The sequence below is a fragment of the Pseudoalteromonas sp. GB43 genome (genome assembly GCF_054923805.1).
This window is the reverse complement of record NZ_JBPCHJ010000001.1, coordinates 3195197-3219249: the sequence shown is the minus strand read 5'-3', so window position 1 is coordinate 3219249 and position 24053 is coordinate 3195197. Positions and strand designations below refer to the sequence as shown.

General features: G+C 38.9%; 13 protein-coding genes and 1 pseudogene. 1 reads left to right on the top strand and 13 read right to left on the bottom strand.

Annotated elements, in window-relative coordinates:
• Positions 1 to 49 precede the first annotated feature (49 nt).
• The 4 genes and pseudogenes from ACRWSG_RS15340 to ACRWSG_RS15325 form a co-directional block, all read right to left on the bottom strand.
• Positions 50 to 927 (bottom strand): annotated as a pseudogene (locus ACRWSG_RS15340) (peptidylprolyl isomerase).
• Positions 928 to 1018: 91 nt separating this feature from the next.
• Positions 1019 to 4705: an autotransporter assembly complex protein TamB gene (gene tamB, locus ACRWSG_RS15335; RefSeq protein WP_462166658.1), complete on the bottom strand. Its 3687-nt coding sequence runs from the start codon at positions 4703 to 4705 to the stop codon at positions 1019 to 1021.
• Between the two features lie 6 nt (positions 4706 to 4711).
• Positions 4712 to 4984, bottom strand: a complete 273-nt coding sequence (locus ACRWSG_RS15330) for a BamA/TamA family outer membrane protein (protein ID WP_462166961.1) — start codon at positions 4982 to 4984, stop codon at positions 4712 to 4714.
• Entirely contained in the window at positions 4954 to 6432 is a 1479-nt protein-coding gene (locus tag ACRWSG_RS15325) for an autotransporter assembly complex protein TamA (RefSeq protein WP_462166656.1), read from the bottom strand. Before ACRWSG_RS15325 ends, ACRWSG_RS15330 begins: the two co-directional genes overlap by 31 nt.
• Before the next feature lie 171 nt (positions 6433 to 6603).
• On the opposite strand from ACRWSG_RS15325, the gene ACRWSG_RS15320 reads away from it, so the two are divergent.
• Complete coding sequence (locus ACRWSG_RS15320) at positions 6604 to 6936, top strand: ribonuclease E inhibitor RraB (protein ID WP_054553668.1); 333 nt, start codon at positions 6604 to 6606, stop codon at positions 6934 to 6936.
• Positions 6937 to 6961: 25 nt separating this feature from the next.
• Here the strand turns inward: ACRWSG_RS15320 and ACRWSG_RS15315 are convergent, their stop codons facing one another.
• The 9 genes from ACRWSG_RS15315 to ACRWSG_RS15275 form a co-directional block, all read right to left on the bottom strand.
• The gene (locus tag ACRWSG_RS15315) at positions 6962 to 8707 is read right to left on the bottom strand and encodes a DEAD/DEAH box helicase family protein (RefSeq protein ID WP_462166654.1); all 1746 of its coding nucleotides are present in this window, start codon (positions 8705 to 8707) and stop codon (positions 6962 to 6964) included.
• Between the two features lie 68 nt (positions 8708 to 8775).
• Entirely contained in the window at positions 8776 to 9081 is a 306-nt protein-coding gene (locus ACRWSG_RS15310) for an H-NS family nucleoid-associated regulatory protein (protein ID WP_462166652.1), read from the bottom strand.
• A 110-nt stretch (positions 9082 to 9191) separates the two neighbouring features.
• On the bottom strand, positions 9192 to 10136 hold the full coding sequence (locus ACRWSG_RS15305) for an Hpt domain-containing response regulator (protein WP_462166651.1): 945 nt from the start codon (positions 10134 to 10136) through the stop codon (positions 9192 to 9194).
• 17 nt (positions 10137 to 10153) lie between these two features.
• The gene (locus ACRWSG_RS15300; RefSeq protein WP_462166650.1) at positions 10154 to 13390 is read right to left on the bottom strand and encodes an ATP-binding protein; all 3237 of its coding nucleotides are present in this window, start codon (positions 13388 to 13390) and stop codon (positions 10154 to 10156) included.
• 277 nt (positions 13391 to 13667) lie between these two features.
• A complete protein-coding gene (locus ACRWSG_RS15295) occupies positions 13668 to 16490 on the bottom strand; it encodes a TonB-dependent receptor domain-containing protein (RefSeq protein ID WP_054553672.1) in 2823 nt (940 codons plus the stop codon).
• Positions 16491 to 17197: 707 nt separating this feature from the next.
• A complete protein-coding gene (locus ACRWSG_RS15290) occupies positions 17198 to 19969 on the bottom strand; it encodes a TonB-dependent receptor plug domain-containing protein (protein ID WP_054553673.1) in 2772 nt (923 codons plus the stop codon).
• Between the two features lie 397 nt (positions 19970 to 20366).
• A complete protein-coding gene (locus ACRWSG_RS15285; RefSeq protein WP_462166648.1) occupies positions 20367 to 20750 on the bottom strand; it encodes a hypothetical protein in 384 nt (127 codons plus the stop codon).
• 19 nt (positions 20751 to 20769) lie between these two features.
• Positions 20770 to 21252 (bottom strand): class I SAM-dependent methyltransferase, encoded by a 483-nt coding sequence (locus ACRWSG_RS15280; RefSeq protein ID WP_462166647.1) that lies wholly within the window; start codon positions 21250 to 21252, stop codon positions 20770 to 20772.
• A 117-nt stretch (positions 21253 to 21369) separates the two neighbouring features.
• On the bottom strand, positions 21370 to 24018 hold the full coding sequence (locus ACRWSG_RS15275) for a TonB-dependent receptor domain-containing protein (protein WP_161804355.1): 2649 nt from the start codon (positions 24016 to 24018) through the stop codon (positions 21370 to 21372).
• Between the last annotated feature and the right edge of the window lie 35 nt (positions 24019 to 24053).

Sequence of the window (24053 nt, the reverse complement as noted above, 5' to 3'; positions counted from 1 at the left end):
AACCAATAGACTGATATTGTATCAAATAATCTATCAGGTGGTCATGGCTTTATTTAATCCGTTCGGTTGGAATTGGCATTGCACACACATCGATAAAATTGGGGCTTTCAACAAACCACGCTTCTACTCGGTTTTTACGTGCTTCAATGAGGGCTTTAAATGCATTTGAGTCTGTTTTCATCACCCGAAATTCACTGTTATCAGTGTCTTTAATATCTGCTAATACTTGCATATCGGTGATGGGATTAAATGCCTCACCTTCAGTGGCTGTACGCTGCAATAAATTAAAGTGTTCCATGCCTTCTAAAACACGACCAAACACGGTGATATTACGGTCTAAATAGCGCTGGCTATTGCCAATGGTTACATAAAATTCGGTACCACCCGAATTGATATCATTATCGCGGTCATGGCAAAAATGCCTGGGCAATGTACTTGCCATGTTTCTGTTTGGCTTTGGTTTTGTGCCACAGCAAAGCCATTTAAAAAGCCCGTTTTAGTGGCATAGCCATCAGGCCCTTTAAGCTCTGTAATCGCTAAAGGCGTCTTTGTGCGTAGATAAAACTCAGCAGGTAACCCTTTTTTGGCATTTTTAACGGGTTTACTTTCGCTAGCATCCCCGCCCTGCGCGACAAACCCTTCAACAAATCGATACACACTTAGGCCTTGATAAAACCCTTCTTTGGCAAGCTGTCGCATGTTATTTGCGTGAATGGGCGCTAATTCATCGTTTAGTTCGATATAAGCCGCACCCGTAGGTAAGGTTAATTTAATGACGTTTTCGGCACTGACTTCTCGCCACTCACTGCTACTTGCGGTCATAATGATTTCGCCAGCAGAACGTTTTTGACTAGTTTCTTTTGCATCAACATCAATTGGTGCAGCTAAGAAGGCACCAAGGCATAAGGTTAATAGACTTAATTTCATTGTTATTATCTTTTAAGTAATTGACAATTCAGCCTATTAACTTAAACCTAAATAAGCAAGTAAAAGCGATGTTTGATCACAAGCGTAGGTATTAATCCCAATCAAACTTATAAAGAATATCAACATTTTGATTCAAACCACTGGTCACCTCAATATACAGTTGCGACAGCAGTTGATAGCGAACCGCCACTTCACTTAATGAATCAAAAATACCGACACTGTATTTAACTTGAATACCTGGAGTAACATAGCCAGATATTTCAACTTTAGTGTCATCGCCACTACCACTTGAACTTAAACTGACATCTGACAAACCAAAGCTTTCGCCAATCTTAGAAACCATTCCTTCACTACGGTTAACACCTTGGGCAAGCAATAATTGAGTGAGCATCGCATCGGTCGAGCTATCTCCTTCATCAAGAGGTTGCCCATTTAATAAATAAGCCAATGCTTGTGCTTGATCCATCGCAGGCTCTGAGAATACTTTTAACGAAGGTTGTTCAACATTACCTGTTAAGGTAATACCTGCAATCACGCCATTCGAGGTGTTATCAGGGTTACGAATTGCCTTAATATTTAGGTAAGGCTTCTCAATTGAGCCGCTAAAACCAACTTGTCCAGTTCGGATTATCAAATCTTGACCAAAAGCGCGATAGGTACCTTGAACAAGGTTCAATTCACCCGTTGCTATCATCGGTGTAACTTGGTCCATGCTGATGTTTATGTCGCCTTCAACTTTCGACTGTAAGCCAAACGAGTCAACGCGCACATCATTTTCAACCAACACCTTTAAGTTAATAGCATAATCAAAAGGGACTTTTTCTGACTGTTGCTGCTCAATATCAACAATGACTTCATCATCGCTGACTTGCACAGCACCTTCTGGCAGCTCTTCAATGGCGATACGCCCCCATGGCACGACGACTTGGCCATCAAGATTAAACGCATTATCTTTCAACGACATAGTTAAATCTGGAGACACTTTAAAGGTAACATCTTGCTGAGCACGAACAAAAAACTCTTTACCATTTAACTTCACATCAACGTCTGGTAGTTCTTGCTGCCAATCAATCCCACCTGACAAATCGAGCGCGCCTCCTTCAGCATCTTTGAGCTCCCCCTTGAGCGTTGCACTTTGATTATTAAAGGCAATGTTCACATAAGAGTTTTGCAGCGATACAGGCAAGGTTGCCCCTTCAAGATTGATTTTTTCGACATCAAAGTCACCATTGAGTAATGGTTCTTTCAAGGTGCCTGCAATAGCTAATCGGCCTTTAATGTCGCCTGTTAATTGCTCAAGTGACGAAATAAAAGGCCGTAAGTTTGTTAACTCAATTTTCTCAATAACCAAGTCGCCCGCTAAGTTCTGCTGATTTTGAATATCATCAATGTTGAGCTCGGACGTCACTTTACCTAACACAGAGGAGTCAAGGGTAGCATTAAGTTTACCAACTTGCGCGTCACTCATTGCCGAGACCTCTAAAACCTCGACTGGTAATTTATAAACATTTGCCCCATCAATTAAAGATGCTTCTAGCTGCTGAGTTTTGATATTGGCACGGATGGTTTTTAATGCGCCATTATTCCAATTAGCAACAAACTCCCCGTTTGCATCGCCAGTTACTTTTAAGTTATCGGGTAAGAAGTGTTTAAATTCAGAAATAGATAACGCAGCAAGCTGTGCATTTAACTGACCTAATTGTTTAGTTTGCTGCAAGGTCTCAAAGCATAGTTTTGAGTTATCGCTTTGCCAGCAATGCGCGCCTACATTAAAGTCAAAGGTTTTGGTATTCACTTGAATATTAACTGGCTTATTAGTGCCAAAACGCACCTGATTATCAGTAACAAGAATTTGACTTAATGCACCTTGCCAAGTTTCTTTATTAAATTTACCGTCAACATCGAATGATGCCTTGCCTTGATCTGCATCGAGTAAAAAAGTTAAATGGTGATCTGTTTTATCGCCACTGGCATCTAACTCAATTTGATTAATTTTGTGCTCTGCGATCGATGCGGAATCAAGCACCAGTGATACATCCGTTTGCCAGTTTGCGGCGTAATCAAATTGCCCTTTTAATGTTAAACCGTCAACCTGAATATCTTGATAACTCAAGGTATTCAGGACTAAACTTAAATCAACAGTAGGCTCAAGACGCTCTCCACGCAAACTCAGATCAGCAAAGCCCTTGCCTTGCATAGGCAAAACATCTTGATCACTTGCATCTAAACGCAATTTACCGTCGACACGCCATACTTTATCCACCAGTCCCGATAACGCAATTTCATTTTTACCGCTTTTTATTTCAAGTTTTTTAAAACTTGCATGCAAGCTACTATCAAGCTCAAAATCCGACAACAAAGTCACTGGAATTTGATTCACAGAGCCATTTAATTGCGTGTTATCTAACGCAAGCTGCCACTCACCTGCCTGTAAGTTAAATGAACCATTGAATTCACCAGATAAATCACTACTAAGAGCATCCGTTAAATATTGGGCTTTTAAGTGGCTTAAAGCCCCTTTAAATTCGCTTTTTACCCCATTCGACCAATCAACAGATGCGTTAATATCTGCTTTACTGTCATTAGCATTGAGGCTTAATTGCTCAAGTTTTGCATTTGTTAAACTACCCTGTAATTTTGATTTCACAGTCATCGCAGGTAATGCGTCTAGTTGCGTGACTAAACTCAAATCGACAGCATAAGCATCGGCATGGCCTTTGGCTTTTAAATCAAAGTCCGATAATTGCAGCTGCTGTGTGTCTGTGGCAATTTGCCACTTTGCTATCTGGCCTGTTAAATCAAATGGGTAATTTGTTTGTTTTAGATTCACAGCCCCTTTTAACTGTGCAGGGTATGTTCCTTGCGTTACTAAACTTAACTTTAAATCCGCAAGCGGGCCTGAAAGCGACAAATTAGCTTGATGTTCAGTGCTTTTTACAGACACGGCCCCCTCAATAGTGTTTTCACCAGAAAGCTCAGCCGTTAAATTAGTATGCAATTGCCATTGCTGATAGCTTGCAGCAAGCTTTTTAAGATTAATATCGCTCTCTTTGGCTGAGGCAACCAATTCAATATTTTCAATAAGCTGAGCCTGTTCTGCGCCATAAGGGGTAATGGCAACTTTACTTATTTGAAATTGCTTTAGCTCAACATCAATCGGGACCCTAATATCAATTGCGGGCAATGCTGGCAACTCAGTTAATGGGGCTGATTTAGGCTGCTCTTTTGTTTCGTGCAGCATTACAGCAACATCAGCAATAGTCAGTGTATCCACTGTTAAATCCGATGCTTCGCCGCGAGCACTTAAGTTTAGTTTGTTGACTGTTACATCGGCACTCGGGTGCGCTAGATTAAAGCGATTAATTGCAACACGCTTAACAACAACCTTCATAGGTAAACTAATTTGTGTGACTTGCTCAACATTAGGTTCTGTTTCAGTGCTCTGCTCAGTTGATGCAGCCTGATTTTTAATATTTAAATCAATCGACTGGGCGCTTAAATTATCAAGACAAACCCCATCACAACGCCACCAAAATAAATCAATTTTTAGCTGCTTTGCATCAAACTTGATGCTTTGATTTTCAAAGTGAACATCAAACGCATCGTTATATAGAAAACGACCAGATGGCAACTTGATTGATAAGCCATCAACTAACTTATTCGCCGTGAATGCAATAAAGTGATTACCAGGCGCGGTGAATAACAAACAAAACACAATAACTAGCAAACTTGCCAGCGTAATTAAAAGAACCTTGGTTATCTTTTTTAACATCTTCATTAGATTTCAGGTACCTATGGTAATACTTAATCGGGTACTTTTACTTTCTTTTGTTAAACCCCAAGCATGGTCGATACGTACAGGACCAACCGGTGTTAAATACCGAAAACCAAAGCCAGCACCTACTTCGACGCGGTCGCTAAAATCATTTGTTGCGGTACCACTATCGACAAATAAAGCTGCTCGCCAATGCTCGGCAAATTGATAGTTATACTCAATTGTACCGCTTATTAAGTATTTACCACCAATTAAACGACCTTGTTCATCTTCAGGTGAAATAGATTCATAAGCAAAACCACGGACACTTTGATCCCCCCCGCATAGAAACGAAGCGATAACGGTACGTCATTAATATCTTCAACCAGCATGGCACCTAAATTAGCTCTTAAGTACAGTAAATGACGATCGGCGAAGGTATTCAACCATGCGTTTTGCAGTTGTAAACGTAGGATATTAGTTGAAGACATCATGTCCTCTAACCCAAATTCAGCTGACAGCAGCCATTGGTACCCCTCGTAAGGAGTCGTTCCGCCCTCAGTGTCTTTTTTGGCGTAGCTGATACCCGGCATCAACATTTTTGCACTTTGTTCTTCTTCTCCTATTCGGTAGGTTTCGTAATCACGGCGGATAAATGCGGTTCGAACCCAATCATCTTCGGTTAACCACTGGCGCTGTAATTGGCCAGTTAAAATTTTACTGTAAAGGTCATTTGTTACACCATCTTCGAGTTTATAGCCTAACGAAAAACGCCAAAGATCATCATTAGGGTCGTCTACTGGGACGGTATAACCTAGCGAAATATCTTGCTGCCTCTCTGACACATTTAAGTTGCTTTCAAGATAATGACCGTCTTCCGTTATCCATGGCTTAGTCCATTTAAAGCGAACTTTTGGGCCAAAATCAGTATTAAAACCGCCACCCACTTCATAGCTATTGGCTGGTTTATGTAATACATCAACATTAACAGGCACTTGGTTGTTTTTACGTTTTGCAATGTCTGCATACACACGGACACTGGCAAAATAAGGGGTGCTCGACAGTGCTAAGTTGTAATCAGAAATGTCAGTCGCTTTATATGGCTGACCTTGTTTAAATTCAGCCAGCGAGCGAATGTATTTTTCAGCCGGGGTCTCAGTACCAATAGTGATATCACCAAACTGATAACGAGGCCCAGTATCGACATTAAAAATAATCTTTGCGCTATTATTTTTTAGCGATACCGCCAATTTATGCTCATGCCATTTTGCATCAAAATAACCTAAGTCTAATAGTTGGCTTTCGATGCGCTTTCTCGCGGCCTCATATTTGCCGTGATTTAAAAAGTCACCTTGTTTGATTTTGATGCTGTTGACGGCAGACATAAATTCGGCGTCATCTTTACCGGCACCTGTAATGGTTACATTGATATCTGCGATTCGAGTAACAGGACCACGCTCAACATCGACAATTAATAGCTGTTGTGCGTTATCAAAACTAATTTTGATAGTCGGCTTATAATAACCAAGCGCTTTTAAACTCATTTCTACTTGGCTTTTAGCATGACGCTTTAATGCCTTTGAGGTTTTTTCATCAATTAGTTGCTTAATATAAAGCTCAACGTTTTTTTCGAGCTCACCACTGATCCCCTGAATTTTGTAATCTTTAATAACAGTTGAGGCACTAATCGCGTGCTGGCTGTATGAAAAGCAGAAAAACACAAAGACAAAAAAGAAATGCCGAGTATACAAAAAATATCCTTACTTTTTTGGAAGAGTCATAATCTAAAATGAGTACAAAAAGATACTAGCACAGTGCCATAGCCACTGACATAATTGAAATGTTAAAATTAGTACGCGTTAAACAATTATTTTCGCTACAATAGCGGACAATACCTAGATTTATAATGAACGAGCGACTAAATGCACTTCCCTGATGACGAAAACGGTCAATTATTAGCTGAAATTGCTGACGCTGGTGTTGATTTAACCAGTATGCAAACTATCGATTTCTATATTCTTTTTGAACAAAAGCCTGAAGCAGAGAAATTTGCTAAAGCGATAACAAGTGATGAGCTTGCCCCTTCAACAGAATTAACCAAGTGCCCAGATACAGGGGTGTGGGAAGTAATTACCCGTGTGAAGATGGTGCCAGAACACACCTTACTTAGCCAAACAGAACAATACTTAGAAAGCATCGCTAATGGCCATAATGGATATGGCGATGGCTGGGGTTTAATGGCCGAAGAAGAATAAGCCACTCCTACATCTCGTAAGGGGATCAACTTAGTTGATTCGCCTTACGAAAACTGCCCTGATAATCAAAAAGCTTTTCTGCCACTTTCCAACCGTATTTTTTATTTTTACGCGCAATCACAAAATCGGGTGCAAGTAGTTGTTGTTGTAAATTAACAACCTGCTCCGCGCTTTGCCAATCTATTGGGGTAAAACCGGGTGCTGCTCGTTTTCCAAACTGCTTATTAAAAATAAATCGCCCAGTGTCATTTGCTAAGTTAAAAACCTCATCACAACTAGCTCCATCTTCATCATAGTAGCTAATTTTAAGTAAACCTTTTGCGAGCAACTGTGCCGACAAACCACTACACCTTAATACCAAAGCATCTTTTAAATTAAGCGCTTCCCGCAGTTTATCATCAGGGTCTGCCATAATGGCACCACAAGACTGACACTGCCTTGCTGCAATGTCATTTTGCTCACCACACTGCTCACATTCTTTAAAACGAAAACGATAATCACACTGTATTTGCTCTTCACCATCGTCCAGCAAGCCTTGGCAGCGCCTACCAAAATGCTCAATCACCTTGCCTTCGCCATCAGTTTTACCCCAAAAAATATTCGCAAATCCACAGCCAGGGCATAGCACTTGAACTGGCTCATTATCACTTTGCGCTTTTTTACTCCCTACCTCTGGGTAGAACAAATCAAAGCCATTACCAGCATAATCAATAACTAAGCAGTCTTTTTTTCCTTCGCTTAAACGAAGGCCTCGACCCACTATTTGTTGATATAAACTGACAGATTCGGTGGGCCGTAAAATCGCAATATAATCAACGTGAGGGGCATCAAAGCCCGTCGTGAGTACGGATACATTAACCAAATACTTTATTTTTTTGGCTTTAAATTGATTAATAATTCGATCACGCTCGTTATTATCAGTATCACCGGTGATAAGTGCCGTACTATCCTCAGGTAAGTAGCCAGTAATTTCTTTGGCATGCATCACGGTTGCAGCGAAGATCATCACACCATGACGCTGTTCACTGTATTCTATAACTTGCTTGATAATCGCTTTTGTTGCGCGTGTATTATCTTTCAATAACGCATTCATATTCTCAATACTATACCGACCAAATGAATCACTCGGTAATGATGAAAAGTCATAATGGCTAATGGCTGCATCGACTTCATGGGGCGGCGTTAAATAGCCGTTCTTGATCATATAGCGCAGTGGTAACTCAAAAATACACTTTTTAAACGGTGCATCTTTATCACCTCTAACAAAACCATGATAGTGATGATGGTAAACCCAACCCATCCCCATACGAAATGGTGTTGCAGTTAAACCAAGTACTTTAAGATTGGGGTTTTGTTTTTTTAGACTCGCTATCACCAGCCCGTACTGGCTTTGTTCATCACCGCTTACACGGTGGCATTCATCAATGATCAACAAAGAGTAAGCATCAGTGAGCTTTTCTGTATTGCGTGCCAGTGATTGCACACTTGCAAAGGTGACTTGCTCTGTTAAAGACTTTTGCTTTAACCCCGCAGAAAAAATACTCGCCTTAAAACCAAAGCTAATATATTTCTCGGCGTTTTGCTCTACTAATTCTTTAACATGCGCAAGCACCATAATTTTTTGTTTGGCAATGCGTGCAAGTTCAGCAATAACAAGGCTTTTTCCAGCCCCTGTTGGTAAAACAATCAGTGCGGCGTCATCTGTTTGCCGAAAGTGAGCAACCGTGCGTGCTACGGCCTCTTGTTGGTAGGGTCTGAGTACGTACTTCATGTTATCGGACTATAATCGACATAAAAAAGGGAAGCATACGCTTCCCCTGGTATTCTTTAAAGCAAAAATTAAGCGAGGTGTTTTGTTAAATCGACACCTTGGAATGCTTTAGGACGTTTGCCACGGCCTGTCCATTCAACAATTTCGCCATTAAATTCGATGCGGTACTTTGGTTTAACCTTAGTACGTTTATCTGTTGTTGCTACATCCTGTAAATATTCTAATGTAAGTCCTTTTTCTTTTAGTAAATCGAGTACCTCTTTTTTAGCTTCTTGCTGTTGAGTATATTTCTCGATAGCTGTGTCGATTAGCTGTTTTGCTTTTTCTAATTCAGATAATGACGCAGATTTTACAAAAGATCGGATTTCTTTCATTGAGAGCTCTCTTTAATATTAAAGTTAAGTAAAATGTATAAACATGAGTTAGTATATGCCCTATTCATAAAATAATCTATTCGACTCTAATTCTTTATCCTAACTTTTTATTATACCCATGCTCTGATCTGAACAATGACGTCTTTTAACTCAGTAATTAAATCAATAACAATGGCAGTATCATGATTATCAATAAACGTCTTTTCCGTATCTACAATTAGTTTTGAGATAGGTGGATATTGAAGCATGACAAGCGCTCCTTTCAGTTTATGAATAGCAGCAGACACTTTATCCAACTCATCACTATTGAGGTGACCTTCTAACGTACTCAAATCATCCTGCAAACTATTTATAAATACCTCTGCCAACATTTTTGCATCACTTTCGTTACCAAAAACATTAAGCCAATGCTGTATATCTTTGATCCCTTGCAAACTTACATTCTTACTATCTGTAATAATGTTTTCATCGTCTTTATTAAGATCAATAAATTCTGCAAGCCGATTATACAATTCATTAAGTTTATACGGCTTAAACAAAACACTGTTCATGCCTGAGCTGAGAGCTTTATTTAAGCAAGTCTTAGAGTCATCTGCAGTAAAACCGATAATTGGCAAGTTCTGGAATTTTTCTATCGTCCTGATCTGTTCGGCTAACTTAAAACCATCTAAGTGAGGCATATGGCAATCTGTTAAGAGTAGATCAAAGTCCCCTTCTTCAAGCGCCCTTAAAGCAGCTAATCCATCCTCGACCATTACAGCTTTTATACCTAATTTTTGACATTGTTTTTCAAGTAATAATTGATTAGTTTTATTATCTTCAGCAATTAAAATCTGGCCATATAAATGCGCTTTATCTGGGCTAATTATATCTAAGGTGGTATGAATATTATTAAGTAGCTCTCGTAATGAATCGGGATAAAGTGGTTCGATAGGTAGTAAATGACAATTACAATCATTTACTTGTTGAGTATTTCGGCTTGATGGCACAATAGTATACTTAGCAGAAATGCCTGCTTTTTTAGCACGCCACTGCTCTCCTAGTAACTCAACCATGTATTGCTCATCAATAATTAAATTTTCAGTCTGACTAAGTTCAGATAACTCCAGGGCCAATCAAGTATGGTATGTTTGACTGCCATGGTTCCAAGCAGCCGGACCAGCTCTTCACTTTTACTACAAACAATCCAATACCCAGATGATGTGCTTAATTGAGGCTTTTTAGTATGTTGCAATGGGATAGATAAATAAACATGCGTCCCCTTGCCGTATGTGCTAGACAAAGTGATACTGCCTTGCATCGCGTCAACCAGCTGTTTTACTAGCGCTAAGCCTAAGCCTGTTCCGCCAAATTGGCGTTGAAAAGAGTTATCGGCTTGCTCAAATGGTTTATAGATTTGAGCAAGCTCTTCAGTTGTCATCCCCTTACCGGTATCTGTAATTGTGATATTTAACAACTGTTTCTCAAACTTTACCTCGCAAGTTATTGAGCCCTGACTTGTGAATTTAACTGCATTACTTAGTAGGTGTGATAAAACATGCATTAAATGATTAATATCAACCGATGTCGATGTGTAAGCAGCAGTCAGCCAATTTAAATTGAAATGAAGTCCCTTCTGTTTAGCCTGATGTTCATGTGCTCGTAGAATGCGACACAAATGAGTTTCCAAATCAACATTCTCAACCACTACTTCGATGTTACCCGTACTAGTGTCTGCAAAATATAGAATATCATCAACTAAACCTTGTAGTTTAGTTACTGAAACCTCAATGTGTTCGATTAAAGTAGATTGCTCACTGTCTACTTGTGATGATTTTAAAAGCTCAATAAAACCATTTACCCCAGATAAAGGCGTCCTTAATTCATGACTCATCGTCGCAATAAAACGACTTTTAACTAAATCAGCTTGAAGCGCCTGTTGGTTGGCCTTATTTAATTCAACTTGATGATGTTTGAGTAAGCTAATATCTAATAAGATACCATTCCACCTAACCCCTTGTTGTATATCATTGCCTTTTGTTTGTGCATTGGCAATATAACGACACCAAACTTTTTGGCCAAGATTATTAATTCTAAACTCAATATCAATCATGCCTTTGCGCTTACTTGCTTGCTTAAAGGCTTTAGCTATTTGCACCCGGTCTTCATCAACAATACAAGGGGAAATACATCCGGTCATACCGCGGCTATTGAGTTGTCTTGATGTTACTCCCAATAAACTTTGCGCCCCTTTGCTAATATAGGTATAACACCCTTCACCATTATCATAATATTCATACTGAAATACCCCGCCAGGGATAGTATCAGTAATCGTTTGTAATAATTGTTGAACCGCTTGGTTTTCCCTTTGAAGGTTATGATGTTCAGTCAAATCAGTGATGACGGTCATAATCCCAGCCAACTGACCATCAACTCCAAGATATGGCTTTTTAGTGTAGAGAAGCTCAAGCTTCTTTCCTACTTTATTGGTAAAGTTCATTTGACGATTAAAAACTTTTCCAGAGTGCAAGCTTTGCTTATTCTGCGTCAATAACTGGCTAACTTGTGCTAACTCGTCACGTAAATACCGTTTTTTTTCGTCCCATAAATGAGCAAAATTATCCTTATAGGCTTTGTTCCACATTATCCTTTTTTGCTCAGAATCTTGTATCACTACCATTGTAGGTAAATCGTCGATGAGCTTTTGAGTGAAGTTCAATTTACTTAACGCAACTTGCTCAGCCTCTTTTCGTTTTGAAATCTCACGGTTTATGGTAATCCGCCAGCTAACAAAATAAATAATCGAAATACAGATAAGAATTAAGGTTAAAATTGCAGTTGTATTAACGGTGGTTTTGTCATATCCACGCTCGATATTAAAAATACCATGGCGATTGACAATATGATTGAAGTCATTGCTCGTTAGTGTTTTGAAAAGGCTTTCAAGTAAACTGACTAATTCAGTAAAGTTTTTATTCACAAGGAAATAGATCGGCTGATTATATCGGTATTTAGGGTTGATATAAAATTCGCCTATGTAAAACTGATTCAATTGATATGCCGCAATGCTTTGCGGTAAGATAACACTATCAATCGTGTCGTTCCTCAAAGCATAAAAAAGTGTCACAATTGAGCTAAATGACACCGTTTCTAAATTCTCAGCACTTGGCAGCTTCTTTTTTGGATCTGCAAACAGATCTATATAACCAATACGCTGAGTTTTACTCGAACGTTTAGAAATTAAAACCATTTCTACGCTTACGTGCGGCGGTAAAGCAATCAAAACACCTTCATTAATTCTTGTTGGTGTCATCGTCGGAATGAGATCGATCTTATTCGCTAAAAATAATCTTTCTAATTCTTTGGAATTTGCAGCTGGGATATATTTAAACTGGAACCCACTTCGTTCAGATAGTAACTCAAGGGTATCATTTAAATTGCCTGTAGCTTCGCCAATTTGATTTGTGTCATTAATAGGAAACAAACCATCAATAAACGAGAACGTAAGTAAATAATTATTGTTGCCTTTCACACTTACTTTATTGAATTCACGCTTGAATTGACTATAGGCTTTTGCGGCCAAATATTCTTCACTTGCCGAACTTTCCCATAATTGTTTCGTGGTTGGAGAGATAGATGCTAAAAAAGAATTAACTTGATTACGTAAAGCCGTCTTCTGTTGGTTGAACATGACATGAAATGTTTCACTAGAAAGCCAGATAGGACTTACAACTTTAAGACCGTCTTTACCACGATTTTTTAACTGATGAGACAAAACTGAATAATCACCTAAAAAAGCATCAAATGAGCCATCCGCCACTTTTTTAAACGCATCATCTGGTTTTATAAACCGATTTATATAAAGCGCCCCATTTTCTGCTAGATATTCGCAATGCGAACTCCCAGTGATACAAACCCATCGTAAACTAGCAAAGTTCTTTAAGGCACTATTCGCAATAGATTGATTTACATCTATTCCTCGAGGACCTTCCATAAAGGGTGTTGAAAATAAATAATGTTTTTTACGTTGCGTGGTTTTATTCAATCCAACCGCAAAGTCTATTTCACCAGCTTTAAGTCCGTCCAGAAGCTCGTCAAGACTGTCGTAAACTCGGTACTCTAAATCGGCACCAGCTAAACGCGCTATTTCGTTACTGTAACCAACAATTACACCAGTATATTGACCATTTGCGTCTTGGGTGTGATAAGGAAAAAAATTATAACTTACGATACCCGCTTTGAGTTGCGTCGCAGAAGCAATACAAGAGAATAAAAGCGTAATAGCATAAAGGTAAAAGAGAAATCGTCGTTTCAGAACTAAACCAAGCAAAAGTAAATAACTAGCTACATTCTAGCAGTGAAATTTAAATACTCAATTTTTGTTTAAATCTAGCTACTATAAAAATTAACAAATAGATGATTCGATACAGACGTACAGTCGCCATTCGCATAAAAATTGCGTTATTTATTTAAAAATAGCATGCGCATATTTTCCACCTCTAAACTATTGCAAAAGCCAATGGGTATGAAGTAAGAAATAATCAAGAGCAGTTAATTAAACTAAAAAAACCCACTTTAGTCAGTGGGTTTTTATTTTTATTTACACATTAAAAGCTTTGTGAGTATCGGAAGTACAATTGACGACCAATATCAAAGCCACCGTAATATGAATAAGTAGAACTTGGACCTGAGTACATAATAGGACCACGTTTATCAAATACATTGTTAGCACCAATAGAAAGCTTAGATTCCCATGGCGTATTATAAGTGAACTGTAGATCGTTAAATGTAGTAGAGCCTACTTTATTTTTAGGCACAACTACACCATTAGTCCAATCACGTTGGAAGTTTGGATCACTACAACGGTCTTCAAAATAACAGTCCTCACGCATTGAAGAGAAGTAACGCATCGCCCAGTTTGCACTGAAATCTCCATACGTCCAATTCAAGCCAAAGTTAGCACGTGTTCTAAATGTATCTCCATGACCTACATCTGATTCAACTTTAGTTGTTGGATCATTTGTCGATTTTGAATCATATTTTAGTAAGTATGTGCTATCTAGAGTTGCACGGAAGTCACCAAAACCAGTTTCAAATGCATATGCTAATGATAGATCAATACCTGATGTTTCAGTGAAACCAGCATTGCGCGTACCATATGTTAAATCGTTAACAATTGAGTTGTTCGGATCACGTGAAAACATTGCACATCGTGATTCATCACCGCCAATATAACAATCTTTTAAGATCTCATTTGGTGAGTCAGAAACTACCGTGTCAGTGATTTTAATACTCCACCAATCAAGGATGATATCAAGGTTTTCAACATAACTTGGGTTGTAAACAAAACCAACGGTTTTACTGACAGACTCTTCTGGTTGTAACAGTGGATTTGAACCACTATTGAATGGCACTGGTGTTTGAGCTGCAGGGCCAGTCGTCGGCACAAAGCCTTGTTGTAACTGACGGTAATCAGCTGGTACATCTTGTAAACAGCGCGCAGAGCCAGCTGCTGTACCATAAACTGAATCACATGGATCGATAAAGCCTGTTGTAAAAGTTTGAGAACCACCACCATACAAGTTACTAATTGTTGGAGCTCGGAAGCCTTCAGCCCAAGTACCGCGAACCAATAAATCATCAGTTGGACGCCACTCAATGCCTACTTTACTGTTCGTTGTATCACCAAAAGTACTGTAATCTGAGTAACGAGTCGCAAGACTAACGTTTAGAGACTTAGCACCAACAACATCAGATAAAATAGGAACATTTAACTCTGCGTAACCTTCAGTAACATCGTAACCGCCACCCGTTGCACCAGATGCAAGAGTAGTACTTTGACCGAGTTGCGCTAGTGCATCAGGATTATACTCACCCGACTCTTTACGATACTCAGTACCAACAGCGAAAGTTAATGAACCTGCAGGTAACTCTGCAAGTAAACCACTTATGTTAGCAAAGTACATTGTTGTTTGAGTTTCACCACGATAATGCAGTGTAGGATACAAGAAGTCTTGTACATCAGGATCTGCTAGCGAGTTTTCAACAGGCCCTGCACCGAAGCCTGCTAAAGGATTCCACGCTACACACTCAGCTGATGAAATTGGATCATCTTCAGTACCACACTGAACTTCTCCCGATGCGTTTAAAAATGAAGGACCAGTAGCGGCTTCAATAGCAGGCTTATAGAAGTTACCGTTGTCTACTTGAACAGTTGTGCTCTTGCTGTAAACACCACCAACATCCCAGTCAAAATAACGATTAGCTAACTCGAAAGAGCCTTCTAGTGCGGCAGTAAAACGTAAAGTATCTTGATTACTTTCAGTTGTACGTGGAACTTCCCAACCACGACGAGTAAATGAAACATCTTCGCCAACTGGGTTAAAATAGCTATCACCACTTAACACAAAGCCATCTGACGCTGATTGATATGGATAACCTGCTACCTGACGTAACGCTTCACGTTCACTATATCCGATATCACTTGTAAAACTAACACTATCAGTAATATCGTAGTTAGAGCTGATATAAAGAGAGCGTGCACTTAAAGGCGTTTCTAAATGCATTTGGTCAATTGAATTACTTGAACCATTTTCATAAGTTTGCGGTTCAAAATCGTCAAAAGATGAAGCATTGCCTGGGCGCTTAGCAACCCACCATTGATCATTATAATAAAAACGACCATATTGACCCACTAAAGTACGGTTATTTGGAATATCATAACCTGGATATGACACTTCTGAGAAAGAACGGTCTCTCGCCCATACATCACTTTCATCACGCCACTCAGCACCTAAAGTAATTGAACCCTTTTCTCCCGAAAAGCCAGTGACCATACTAATGTTTTTCTTCTCACCATCACCATCGTCATAGCCACCGCCGTATACTGTGAACTCAAGACCTTCATAGTTTTTACGAGTGATAATATTAACAACACCAGCCATTGCATCTGAACCGTACATTGCAGACGCGCCATCTTTTAACACATCAATACGTTCAACCATTCCCATTGGAATAGCCGAGATATCTTGATAACCAGAGGTAGTAATACCCAAACGCTTACCATTGATTAAAACTAAAGTACGGCTGGCGCCTAAGTTACGAAGGTTGACGTAGTTACCACCCACATTCTCACCAGACACTAATGGCTCAGAACGACTGATTGGCGGTGAACCAGCTGCAGACATATTTTCAATCAAATCAATAACAGATGTGAAACCTTGATTAGCAATATCTTCACGACTTATTGTTTGGATTGGTTGTGCTGTTTCAAGGTCAGTAGAGCGAATACGTGACCCCGTTACTTCGATACGCTCTACTTTTTCTGCACCTTCATCTGCAGCCACTGCAGAAACTGAAAATGCTGACGTTGATGCTGCGCCAAAAGCAATTGCTAAACGCACTGCTTTTGAAACTTTATTATTTAACATTTGAATCTCCCTGGTCATATCCATGTTATGACTCTATTAATTTATTTAAACCCATAAAAGGTACTAGTACCCTTTAAGGGAATTAAATACTAATAGTATGGAGAGTTTTTGGTCAACAGCTTTTTAACTCATTATTTTCAATGTAAATTTTTTAAACAAACAACATCCCACAATTAGAGATAATAAGTTTACATAATTTAAAACCACTCATTAACAAATAAAATTAAAAGCATAAAAAGCAGGTGAAAATGGTTTTTTTATAGATATAAAATAAAATTTTTAGATTTACTATTCATGTGAAGAATTAACAAAAAAGACTTTATCGCATTAAAAAAATTAAAAAATAATTACCAAATTGTTTAAACCCAGAAAAGGCAATTACAAACTTAAAAGTGGTTGCAAAAAACCGTAAATTGTAAACAAAAAGAAAAGGGGGTAACAGCAATGTGTTTTTTTAAATCTACTGATAAATGAGCTTTTGTCAGTATGATTATTTCAAGTGACTTTCGAGTTATAAAAACTTACATACTCCTAAAATCAAGAGAGCAACAGTTAAGAAAGCAACCACATGGATAGGAAGGAAAAAATCTCATAAGATTTATGTGGTGAGCAAATGAAACAACCATTTAAAAATTCATCATACTGGTATTTAAAAAGTAAAAAAAAGCCACTCTAAGAGCGGCTTTTAAATCGTTTAAGTTACTAAATTAGAACTTGAATGTTGCACGTAAATAAACAAAGCGATCCATGTTAACGTCATACTCTGTTACAGAGAAGTTGTTAGTTGAGATAGCTAAGTCATTATTTAGGTACTCAGGAGATGGCTCTTTTGCAAATAAGTTTTCAATACCTAAAGTAAACTTAGTATTATACGCATCCATCGAGTAACCTACTGAAACATCGTGTACTGTGTATGAACCGATTTCTGCCGCCATACCTGGGTAGAAAGGTGTGTAGCCTAAAACGTCATAGTAGTTTTGCATACGATCTACATAGCGAGTTTGCCAATGAGCATCAAAGTCACCTAGTGCCCAATCAAGTGCGAAAGTACCTTTATACTCTGGGTAACCAGCATCACCATATTGGATACCAACTTGGTCTTCACCATCAAACTCATTTGTCATTACGTAAGAAACGTCTAATGAAGTACGGAAACTACCATATTCAGTTTCGAATTTATACGCAGTATAGAAATCGATACCTTCAACATTGTAAGTACCAGAGTTTTGCAGGAAGTTACGTAAGTCAGTTACGTTACCATTAGCATCACGGTCGATGTAGTCACAAGATGCTTCATTATCACCTGTAGCACATTCATTAAGAATACGTGAAGCACCATATCGACCGATAGAGTTAGTTACTTCGATGTCATAATAATCAACAGTAAATTCTAAACCTTCAATTGCGCTTGGGTTATAAACAAAACCGAATGTTTTAGACTCTGATTCTTCCGGTTTTAGATCCGGTGAAGAAACATTCGTGATACGGATTTGAGTATTAGCTTGGGCGTAACCATTTGGTACACCAGCACAGCCAGGTAAATCAGGAGTAGACCCATCTACTGAGTTACACGGGTCAGTAAGTGTAGGATATGAATCCGAGTTACCAGCGTATAAATCAGAGATAGATGGAGCACGATAACCTTCAGCCCATGTACCGCGTAACAATAGATCATCGATAGGACGATATTCAACACCAACTTTAGCTGTTGAGTTGCTACCGTATGCACTATGGTCTGAGAAACGAATTGCAGGAGAAATTGATAAGCCATCGATTACAGGAATTGAAAGCTCCACATATGCTTCATCAAGACGGAAGCCACCAGAAGTTGCATCACGTTGGTTACCTGAAGTTTCACCGCTTTGTGTTAATGGATCTGGAGTGTCATAGCCAGATTCTTCACGGCGCTCAAAACCAACAGCCATACCAACAACACCTGCTGGAAGCTCAAAAGCATCGCCTGCAAAGTTTAATGTGTAATCTTTCAGTTCAAGACCTTCACGAGAAACACTATCAAAAGTAACATAATCGATCATTTCTTGAGTTAGTGAACCTGCTCCGCCAAATAGATTTAGAGGCACACAAGAAGTCGCAGCATTACAGTTATCGCCTAAAGCTTGGTTGATACGAGTCAGGTTTAATAAACCTGTAGTATATACATCTTGGCTATTCTTACCATAGATGTAAGATGCATCCCAAACCCAAGAAGTGTCGCCGATACCACCTTCAAGACCGACCATTGCACGGTATGTAGTATCATTTTGACGATAAATACGGTTACCAGCTTCAACAAAACGACGTTGACCAGCAAACGGGACATAACCTTCTACACCAGAGCGCGCAGCATCACCATAAAGTGTTTCACCGAATGGGTTATAAATGTTGTTTTCATGAATATCAACACGGCTGGCAGCTGCACCAAAAGATGCACCTATAGTCAAAGGCATTGCCGCAAGTAATTGAGATGATTCACGATTAGTCATCATGAAATCTGAAACAAAGCGAACATCGTCGCTGATGTCATAGAAAGCTTGAACGTAGAAACTATTACGCTCTTGCGGTGTAACTAAATAGTTTTCTGGAGCGTAGTTGTATACATCACCGTCACGATCACGGAATGAATCAAGACCAACAGATGAACCGGCACCATTAGGTACTAGATCAAAACCTGCATTTGATTCACCAGCATTGTTCTCAGTGTAGCCTTGTGCAATTAATTGATTACGAAGATCAGAGCTAATAGAGTTAGAGTTCAGGCGAAGGCGGCCTTTTTCTGTAGTAGAGCTGTTACCCATAGAAGAAATGTCACGGTCACCTGCCCAGATTTCTTGTTGAGTTACGTGGCTTAGATTTAGCATTAAACCACCACGTTCAGAAGTAGTACCAACAGTCAAATCAGCAGAGTACTGACGACCATCGTTGTACTTCATATTTTCACCGCCATAAAGAGATAGCTCAACACCATCGAAATCACGGCGCGTGATGATATTTACAACACCAGCAATTGCATCTGAGCCGTAAATAGCTGAAGCACCATCTTTAACTACCTCAACACGCTCTATTGAGGCAGCAGGGATTGAGTTTAAGTCAACAGTTGAGCCTAAAGAAGAAACCCAGCGCTTGCCGTTAACTAATACTAATAAACGTTGCGCACCTAAATTTCTAAGGTCCATATTGGTAGCACCATTACCACCGTTATTGAACGCTGTGTTTAACGCAGCACCAGCTGCAGGAATTTGTTGAAGAATATCACCAATGCTTAATTCACCGGTTGCTGCAAGATCTTCACGGCCAATTACTAAAACAGGGCTCGCACTTTCTAAATCGGTTCTTTTAATACGTGAGCCAGTTACTTGAATACGTTCTACTTTTTCAGCGCCTTCTTCAGCAGCAATCGTGCTTGCTGAAAATGAAGCGGCTGAAGCTGCACCAAAAGCAATCGCTAAGCGAACTGCTTTCGAAACTTGATTATTTAACATTTGATTCTCCCTGGTCATATTCATGTTATGACTTTATTAATTTATTTTTAACTCTAATGGGCCACAAATAACCCTTTAGAGGTAACAAATACTAATAGCAGGCAGAACTTTTGGTCAACTTTTTTTTAACCTTTGTTTATAAAGAAATTTTATAAAATTCACATTTAAAAAACAATCCAAAAAACTTGTAACTTTAATGCTTTCAATAATTGCAAAAAGCAAGACAATAACCACTCAAAAAGCAATTAAACTGAAAAAAAGATGCAAAAAACACAACCATCCTAAATAATTAATTTCATTTTCTAGAACAAAATAATTATACAAAAAAAGAATACACTGAACTAGAAAAGTAACATTGGTTTTCTAAACACGCTGTTTATTTTGTCTTTAAGGATTATCATGAATTACATTTACTTCCATGAATATAAGTAGCGAGAATGTTGCAACTTTCATAACCAAGAAGCTGACCATCCTCCACTTCGATACTTAAAGCTTTTAATTGTTCTAAAATATTTTTTGTGTTTTTAGCAGCTGCAACTAACTCAGAAAGTCTTTTAATTAACAAATCAAGTTCTTCCATAAATAAACGATACGCTTCTTCAAAGTCTAAATTCCCGTGTATATTTTGAAGTAAGAATTCTATAAAAGCTGGAAGGTTTGTACCTTTCAACGCTTCTTGCTCATACTTAAAATGAGTGATTACCTTAGCTTCAATCTCTTCAACAATTTGCTTTGATAGTAAAAGATTAGAAGAACGAACCGATTTGACGAGCCTTATCAAGTGATTTTCAATATCACTTTTAATGAAGTTTGCGACCTTTTAAAATTTTTTTGTTTGGTTTAACAATTATAGACTCTGGATGATGACAAACAAATGTGAAAAATCCACCACTTGAAAGTACACGATAGATTTCATCAATACTTTGACTAACTTGACTATACTCTAATGAAAATTGCGCTATTACATTGGAAAATGCATTATCATTGAATGGTAAGCACTCGACCGAAGTCTTAGCTAAAAAGGTACCATTAATGCTTTGGGTGACACCTTTGTGCATCTCAGCTTTGTCTATTCCATAACAATTAAACTGATTATTATTTTGAATCAATTCTATCAAAGCGCCATTTCCAGTACCGACATCAAGAACAGTTGAATTTTCTCCAAATTTTTTAGCTGTAGCCTCCCAAAACTCCTTTAACTCACCTTCATAATTCTTTTTAAACCCACTCCCGAAAGACGTTAAGTGACCTCCGCTCCAATACTCGGACCAATGACTACTCATTATTCACCCAACTTTAGCTGTAATTTTTTATATATGGTCATTTTATAAACTTACTAATAAAGGCCTTAGGGTACTTAAAAAGCCCCTAACGGGGCTTAAAATTTAAAGTGATTAGTATTAGAAGCTTATGCTATAACCAGCAAATACTTCACGACCAATATGACCTGCATAATATAAAGTATCGTCATTCCAAAACCCGTCATCATCTTTAACAACACCTTTGTCGAACAAATTACGTGCGCCTAAAGTAAATGTGCCAAATGATTCTGTGTAATACTTAATATTGATATTATGTGTTACATATGTTGGATCGTGATTCTCACCTTTGTAACGGAAGTTTTCAGGGTTACCGTCACCTAGGTCAAGATACTGATCTTCATATACCGATGAAATCAGGTCAGTTGTCCATGCAACAGATAAGTTATCCATCGAATAATTAATGTTAAACTGCGAGCGCCAATCAGGTGTACCTGGCATACCTATGAAGTCTTGAGAAGGTCCTGAAAAGTAAACATCCCCAGCAGATTCAAGCAAGTAAGTTGTTGTATTTCCGAAGGTAAAGTCACCAAAACCTGTTTCAAGTTTATACTCTAAATTTAAGTCTAAACCTTTTCTAGACATATATGCGCCATTTTCAGAACGTGTAATCACGTCACCTAAAACAGCACCATTTTCGTCACGCTCTAACTTAACACCTGGGTATTTAGCCATCAGGTCATCAAGTTGACCCCCAACTTCAGCATTAATTAAAGACTGTACAGTAATAGATGAGATTACGTTTTCAACCTCTAAAGAGAAGTAATCTAGTTTTACTGCAAAGTTCTCAATACCTGAATAAACAATACCCGCATTGATATATTCTGATTCTTCAGGACCTAACTCGTCATTACTTTGAATTAAGTTATCAAACTGACGAGATTTACATTCTGAGGCAGAAATTCCTTGAGCTTCACAAGCTACATAATCTGTAGCACTTGTTGCACTAAACGAAGTTGCGGCTAGCAATTCATCAAGAGATGGAGCGCGGAAACCTTCTGAATATGAAGCACGTAATAAGATGTCATCTGTTGGGCGATACTCTAACTTAACGCTTGGATTAGTTACTGAACCAAAATCGCTGTAGTCATCGCGACGCAAAGCTGCGCTAACGATTAAATTATCAGTGAATGGCATTGAAATTTCATAGAAGAAAGCTGTTGTGTCACGCTCACCCATTGCTGAGTTACCTGCTGAACCACCTATAAGACCAGCTTCAGATTGTGCATCATACTGCGAATCAAACTGTTGATCGAAATACTCACCACCAAAGTAGTGCTGGATCTCACCGCCTGCTAATTCACCTAAAGCAAAACCAACACCAAAGAAGTAATGATCCATTTCGTTTTGGTTTTCTGTATAAGTTGTTGAACGAAGATTATTAATACCTTCTTCAGAACCTAAATCAATGCCATATTTCTCATTGTAAGCTAAACCTGAATAGCTCAAGTAGTAACGACCTACTGAACGGTAGTCTAATTTAGCTTTATGATATGCGAATTCCCAATCTATTGAGTCACCTGCGATACCTTTTAAACCAATCATATAGTCTTGCTGGTAATCTGTAACAAGACCATCGCGATTACCGATACCGTACCAGCGGAAGTAGCCAGTTACTTCTTCATCATATGGATTGTGCTCATTTCCAGCAGCCATATTATTCCATTTAGCTGCAGGCGGAGCGTAACGACCAAATGAGTCATTTCGGCTAAGCATAGCACGCGCATATAACTCAATATCGTCCGTTATATTATAGTTTGAGCTAACCATAATTGAGTCTTTGTTAGTCGAGGCCATGTTAGCTGACACATTAGCGTATGCATAGCCACACACCTCACCGCCACCAACACCACCAAGAAGTGAGCCTTGGTCTAATACCCCAACAAAACCAGGTACAGAACTTGCTAACTCATCACATTTCGCTGAAGCAACAAAGCCGTCAGGGCCTAAAATAGTTGCGCCATAATAACTTACACCAACTGTTTCATCATAAATTGAAACTAGGCCATCACCATTAGTATCTTCCCAAGAAGCAGCTGTATACTCACGATCTTTATCGAATATTGCGCCTTGCTCTTGATGGTCATAGACAAATGTAATGTTACCCTTTTCAGAGCTTACACCAAACGAAACTGACATTTGTTTAGTATCGGCACCTTCATTTGATGGACGACCGAATTGAACATCAAAAGATGCACCTTCAAAGTCTTTTTTAAGAATGATGTTGATAACACCCGCAATTGCGTCTGAACCATAAATAGCAGAAGCACCATCTTTTAGAATTTCGATGCGTTCAACTGCAGCCATTGGAATCGAGCTCAAGTTAGCTGCTGAACCACCTAGAGAAGGTGAACCGGCAACACGTTTACCATCAACAAGTACAAGAGTACGATCACTACCAGCACCTAATAGACTAACTGTTGATTGCGACTGAGCTGAAGAGCCTGAGCTTGGAACAAATGAGCCGAAGCTGTTAGAAGTTACACTGCGTAGAGCATCCGCAACTGAGATACGCCCCTGCTCTTCAAATTGAGCTGTTGTAATCACTTCAACTGGGCTAGCGCCCTCAAGGTCTGTTCTTTTGATACGTGAGCCAGTAACTTCAATTCGCTCAACCTTTTCAACCTCATTTTCATCAGCAGCAACAGATGATGCAGAAAATGCAGCTGTCGATGCAGCACTAAAAGCAATCGCTAAGCGAACAGCCTTAGAAACTTTATTATTTAACATTTGATTCTCCCTGGGCCACATAGTGTGGCTTTTTT